4 protein-coding genes are annotated in these 5,792 nt (G+C 59.0%); 2 read left to right on the top strand and 2 right to left on the bottom strand.

Annotated elements, in window-relative coordinates; genetic code table 11:
* Positions 1 to 554: 554 nt before the first annotated feature.
* Positions 555 to 1,151, top strand: a complete 597-nt coding sequence (def, locus tag NW809_RS10230; RefSeq protein ID WP_099812609.1) for a peptide deformylase — start codon at positions 555 to 557, stop codon at positions 1,149 to 1,151.
* A 1-nt stretch (position 1,152) separates the two neighbouring features.
* On the opposite strand, the gene NW809_RS10225 is transcribed toward def, so the two are convergent.
* Positions 1,153 to 1,506: a hypothetical protein gene (locus NW809_RS10225; RefSeq protein ID WP_011429041.1), complete on the bottom strand. Its 354-nt coding sequence runs from the start codon at positions 1,504 to 1,506 to the stop codon at positions 1,153 to 1,155.
* Positions 1,507 to 1,729: 223 nt separating this feature from the next.
* Between NW809_RS10225 and cbiD the strand changes: the two genes are divergently transcribed.
* On the top strand, positions 1,730 to 2,848 hold the full coding sequence (gene cbiD / locus NW809_RS10220) for a cobalt-precorrin-5B (C(1))-methyltransferase CbiD (protein WP_011429040.1): 1,119 nt from the start codon (positions 1,730 to 1,732) through the stop codon (positions 2,846 to 2,848).
* A gap of 140 nt (positions 2,849 to 2,988) precedes the next feature.
* Here the strand turns inward: cbiD and NW809_RS10215 are convergent, their stop codons facing one another.
* Complete coding sequence (locus NW809_RS10215) at positions 2,989 to 5,469, bottom strand: ExeM/NucH family extracellular endonuclease (RefSeq protein WP_414402059.1); 2,481 nt, start codon at positions 5,467 to 5,469, stop codon at positions 2,989 to 2,991.
* Between the last annotated feature and the right edge of the window lie 323 nt (positions 5,470 to 5,792).

Below are 5,792 nucleotides of genomic sequence, written 5' to 3'. Positions count from 1 at the left end.
CCCTCTCCAACATTCTGGTGGCCCTGGGCTTCAAGCAAGCCATTGACCAACAGGGATCCCCAGAGGTCGAGGAAGACAGCTCCGAGTTGTATTGACCTTCTCCCCAGTCCGGATTCTTTCTCGCTTGTCGCGAGCTACAGGGGCGGGAGACTGCCATATGTTTGTGGGGGAGGCCATAACCCCAACCTGGACCTAAGCCCAGATACTGACAACGCTGCACCCTCCCCAAACGGGGTGGGGCTGGCGAACATGGCATAGAAGGCGGCTGATCCCCAGCCCCCCTTGCATCCTCCCGTATACGGGGGGAAAGGGGGAGGACGGGGCCTGCGCCGCCAGGGTTTTGGTGATTGCAAACAAGCCCGAGCCAGTCCTTCGGCCCTACCCGCTGCCGAGCCCAAGCACTCCGTGCTGCTGACGCAACTATTCCCAGCTTCTCTGGCAGAGGCAGAGGGGAGCTGAACAGCAGACGCATCGCTTCGGCACGGCTTGGACTGAATGTAGAATGGAAGTCCAGACGGGATGTCTGCTGTTGTTTATTCTGAGAGACCTGCCGGATGGTGGCCACCCTTTCTGTCCCCAAAGCCAAGCTGAAAAACCCGCCTCTGCGCATCCATCGCATGGGTGACAAGGTGCTGCGGCAGCCGGCCAAGCGCGTCAGCCAGGTCAACGACGAGATCCGCCAGTTGGCGCGAGACATGCTGCAGACGATGTACAGCGCCGATGGCATTGGCCTGGCAGCTCCCCAGGTGGGCATTCCCAAGCGCTTGATTGTGGTAGATCTCTATCCCGATAAGCCGGAAGTGCCACCGCTGGTGCTGATCAACCCGGAGATCCGCGAGTACCTCGGCGAAGTTGTAGCCGGCCAGGAAGGCTGCCTTAGCATTCCGGGCGTCTTCTGCGAGGTCATGCGGCCGCAGGGGGTGGTGGTTTCGTTTAAGGACGAAACCGGGCGGCCCCGCACCCTCCAAGCCGACGACCTGCTGGCGCGGGTTATCCAACACGAAATCGATCACCTCAACGGTGTGCTGTTTGTGGATCACGTGGAAAACGAGCTGCTGTTGGATCAGGAGCTGCGCAAGCACGGCTTCCAGATGCAAGATGTGCAGCGCAAAAACAGCACACTTGCCACCCCTCCACCGAAACCTCGCTAGGTCATTGCCGCAGGCGCTGCGCCAAGAGCTGTTCTTCTAGAGCAGCAATGCGGTTGTAGGCAGCGGTTAGCTGGGCGCTCAGGCGCTGGATCTGGGCTTCAGGAGCAAGTTCATACGCCGGGCTGCGGTTGCTTACTACAGGGGGATCCTCCTCCAGCAAAAAGTTGTGGCTCCCATCTTCCACCAAGTCTGAGGTGAGAACGCTGTAACGGGAGGGGGCGGGGGCATTTTTTTTAGCCTCCTGCTTTGCCAGGAGAGCAGCCGCCACCTGCTCCGGCATCCGCTCGATGGCAGCTTTCAGCTCCTGAATTTGCAACTCCAGACGCTCAAAATAGTGCTGCAAAGTTTCGCTCATAGCTGCCCCGGTTCTGACTCTTTACTTTCATTGAAAGAGATAAGTTCTCGCTCCTCCCCTTCTTCCCCCAGATCATTTAACGATTACGCGGTTGGAGCACTAAAGTCGGCTTCAGGAGTTTGCCCTATCAAGCCAGTCCTGCTGGCTGGCGTCGGCCACAATTGAGACAGGCTCTCTCCAAAGTTTTTTCCAGAGCAGGTTCCTCTCTATTTCCAGGCAAAAAATGCAGGATGCGGTTCCCCCCTCGTCACAACAGGGCTATACCTTGCCCGTGTTTGCGGTGGCTGCTGCTAAAGCCGCTCTCCGCCGCCTTCTGGGGATCCCTTTGGAGCAGGACGGCGCTCATCCTGTCATTGCAGTGCAGGTGGAGCCCCAGTTCCCTGATGTTTGCATCCGGATCCCAGTGGAGCAGGTGGCTGCTCTCTCGGAGAACACCGCTTTGGCCATTACCCGTTCGGATCCCGGCCCTCATCTGGATCTCACCCGCAACACGCCGGTCTGGGCCTGGGTGGGCTTGGAGGAACGGGATCCCGCCACTCCGCCTTTGCTCCTGGAAGCGGGAGAGGGGCTGGGGCGGCATGCTGATGGCAGCCCGGCCATCTATGCTTACGCTCGGCGCCTGTTTGAGATCAATCTTTCGCCTGGGATCCCGGATGGGTATCGCCTGCGGGTGCGCATCATCTTGCCGGAGGGAAAACTCTTGGCGGAGCGGACTTCCAATGCGGCGTTTGGGGTGCTGGAGGGACTGGCTCTCTTGGGAACGCGGGCCGAGGTGGAGCCTTCTGCCAGTGCCGAGAGCCTGGAGCGGGCCCGCCGCGAATTGCAACAGAAATTGGCCAACCACCGGCATCTGGCCTTTTGCGTGGGCAGCCATGGGCAGCAGGTGGCCTTGCGGCAAGGGATCCCAGCAGAACAAATTCTACTGGTGGCCAATTGGATCGGGCCGCTGCTGGTGGAAGCGGCATTGCGAGGGGCAGACTCGATTCATTTGATCGGCTACCACGGCAAGTTGATCAAGCTGGCGGGGGGCATTTTCACCACTTCCAGCCATGTGGCCGATGCCCGCCTGGAGATCTTGGCGGCAGCCCTCATCCGCTGCGGGGGAACAGCCGAGCAGGCGCGGCAGGTGCTGGAGCTGAGGACGGTAGAGGCAGCGGTGCAGTATCTGAAGGATCTGGGCTGGGCAGAGCCGGTGCTGCAGGAGCTTTCCCGACAAATCCGCCAGCGGGCGACAGCCTATGTGCAAAAGTATGCCGCTCGATCCCTGCCGGTGCAGGTAACCCTGTTCGATCGCCAGGGCCAGGTCTGCGCTCAGGCGGGGATCCCAGGTCGTCTCGATTGAGACAAGGACGCCGCCACCCTACCCCAATCCTGATATGGCTCCCTTTTCAGGGAAAAAAGCGAGCAAAAGAAAGCTGGAGAAGCAAAGCCGCTCCCCCAGCTCCTGCCCATCGAAGTCAGTTTGGCACTTGGATCCCAGTCCTAATTCCCGGCAATCCTAACCGTATCCACCCGCCAGCGAGTGGCTCTGCCAGAAGTTGTGCCAGAAGACCGATAGCGGAAGGCAATGTAAACACGGCCAGGAGGTTGGATCCCAGATAGAGAAATGTTTCCAGAATCCACAAATTGGCCTGTAGAGGGATTGGGAATCGTCAGGGCCGTCCAAGTGGCTGCCTGCACCGCCGCCGGAGTGCCCGCACCGTTGTAATCGGTGGAGTAAAGAACGCTTAGTTGCGGAAAAGGAACGCCGCTATCGGTAAAGGAACTCTGATTGCGGAAGGTCAGAACCGGGTTGTTGGCCGAAGCCAGGTTCAGAGGCGGAGTAATCAGCCAATCATCACCCGGTTGCTGGCCGCCGAAGGCGTTGGCCTCGGCATAGGAATTGACGCAGCGCCAAGAGCGGGTGGTGTCGCCATCCACATCCACAATCTGCCAGCCAGCGGGAGCGGGGTTGCAGTTGTCAAAGTCTTCGGTTAGAGGCAGGTTAACTGGAGGAGGTGTTGGTGTTGGAGTTGGCGTGGGCGTTGGGGTCGGCGTGGGTGTCGGGGTCGGGGTTGGCGTTGGGGTCGGTGTGGGTGTTGGCGTCGGGGTTGACGTTGGCGTCGGCGTCAGGTTCAAGCCGACGATCACCGGGTCGTGATCGGAAGAACGGAAGGGATCCGGGGCGTAAAAGAGGCTCTGCTGTGAGGCGCTCTTGAAGCTCGTGGTGTAGTCCAGGCTCACTGGCTCGTCGGCGTTGATGTGCCACTTGGCCGACCCGGTCACTTGCGGCCTCAAGCTGGCGTTGGCCAAGGCGTGATCCAGGGATCCCCACTGACCTTGGAAGCTGAAGGAATAGCTGTTGGGGCCGTTGAGGTTGGTAAATCCGCCCTCCTCCAAGACTTTGATCGGGTCTTCCTTGGCGTAGGCGTTGAGATCCCCGATAATCAGCACATCCGGATCGGTGGAGCCGGTGGGGTTGGTGGACAACCAGTTCAGGATTTCCTGGGCAGCCCGCCTGCGGTTGCCGTTGCAATTGCCCTGGAAGGGATCGTTGTCGACAGGATCACAGGGGGATCCCTTCGACTTCAAGTGGTTGACCACCACCGTGAAGATGGCGTTGTTGCTCTTCTGCCGGAAGGTGACGGCCAAGGGAGGGCGGTGGCGACGAAGCGAGGGATCTTGGGTGAGTTCCCCGGTATCCAGAAAGGCGGGGTTGGTGCCAGGCGCAATTTCAACCGTAGCCGGCTTATAGATGAAACCATTGGTAATGGCATCACCGCCTAGGTTGGCTACCCCTACATCCACAAAAGCGTAGGTTCCCGGCCCCATGACCTGGTTGAGACCGTTCACCAAATCTTGGATGGAGCTGTTCGGGCCATAGCCGTCGTTTTCCAGCTCGTTCAGGCCCACAATATCGGCGTCCATGCGGCGAATCGCCTCGATGATCTTGTCCCGCTGGCGGGTGAACTCTGCGGCGTTCCTGGCCCCTCGACACTCGGAATTGTTGGGGAAGCAAATGTTGCCGAAGGTGTTGAAGTAGTTGAACAGATTGAAGCTGGCCACCTTCAGGGATCCGCCTACCGCGGGTGGAGTTTGCGGGCGAGGGTTGACGGACTGAAACGTCGGCAAGTTGCTGGGATCGTTGGGGTGGATGCGGTAGTCGATGGTGGCATCCACGTCGCCAGCGACGTTCCGGCCCCGTAACTGAGTCATGATCCCAACGATGTTGCTGACGCGATCCCCGCCCCGCACCGTGTTGGCAGCGCTGAGACCGCCAGGAGTGGGATAGATAACCGGATCCGGGTTTTGGGTGAGCAGCCGGTTATCGATGCGGATCCGTTTGCGGTTGTTCTCTTCCTGGAGGGCGGCCGCTTGGCTGGGATCCGCAATTTGCGTGGGGGTGAACAACCGCTCTGTGGCTACACTCAGCTCCCCGTGGCGTCCCAGCAGGAAAGAGTCGGTTACAAACAGGGGCTGGTTGCCGAAGGTAACCAGCATGCCCTCCAGAGCTTCCCGCTGCTCGGGAGTTAGCGGCAGAGCGATCTGAACCGGAGATGGCAGGGGATTGTTGGAGCTGCAGATAGTGAAGTTGGTAACGTTGGAGATCTGAGTTTGCTGGCGAAACTCGGCCACTCTCCCCGTCACCTGTACCCTATCCCCCAGGCTGACGTTGTTGGCCGTACCGCTGAAAACGAAGATGCCATCGGAAGTGGCCGGGTTGCCGTCGCCATCATCCTGCAGGTAGTAGCCCTGAAGATAGGTTTGGTTGGCTACTCCTTCGTTCTCAAAGTCTCCCACCACGATCCCGGAAACGGTAACAGTTTGGTCTACCAGCGGCGAAGCGAAGCCAGTGCTTTGGACAGTGCCAATCGGGGTCACGTTGGCGTTCGGATCACAGGCTCCTAAAGGAGGTGTCGGCGTCGGCGTGGGTGTTGCGGTGGGCGTGGCTGTCGGGGTGGGTAAAGGAGAAAGCGGGAGCAACGATCCTCCCCCTGATCCGCACCCTTTCAGAGAAACTGAGAGCACTAGGCAAAACATTAACGCTGCCATCAGTTGCGCAGCACGGCGCAGAGCAGCCCTAACCCACATCCGCACACTCCTCCTTCGGGGATCCCATTTTTACCGCAACTACTGACACCACTCTCAGCAGAGAATTTGGGTAAAGAGGCAGTTAAGCTTTCCTTAAGAACTCGGAAAATCATCCTCTATTTGGTATTTGGTTCAAATTACAGCCTTTTAATTTAAAATAGGGTACAGGTATTCAAGAGGAAGGAGAGAAAGGAATGCCGACTCATTCTTTGGAT

Source organism: Synechococcus sp. WC101 (assembly GCF_047461555.1).
In the GTDB taxonomy this organism is placed as follows: Bacteria; Cyanobacteriota; Cyanobacteriia; order Thermostichales; family Thermostichaceae; genus Thermostichus.
The sequence above is the reverse complement of the archived record's forward strand: the minus strand, read 5'-3'. Positions and strand labels throughout refer to the sequence as shown.

Bases quoted from the DNA above. Each gene is read 5' to 3' on its own strand.
- def (WP_099812609.1), top strand. From the start codon at position 555: ATGGTGGCCACCCTTTCTGTCCCCAAAGCCAAGCTGAAAAACCCGCCT.
- NW809_RS10225 (WP_011429041.1), bottom strand. From the start codon at position 1,506: ATGAGCGAAACTTTGCAGCACTATTTTGAGCGTCTGGAGTTGCAAATT.
- cbiD (WP_011429040.1), top strand. From the start codon at position 1,730: ATGCAGGATGCGGTTCCCCCCTCGTCACAACAGGGCTATACCTTGCCC.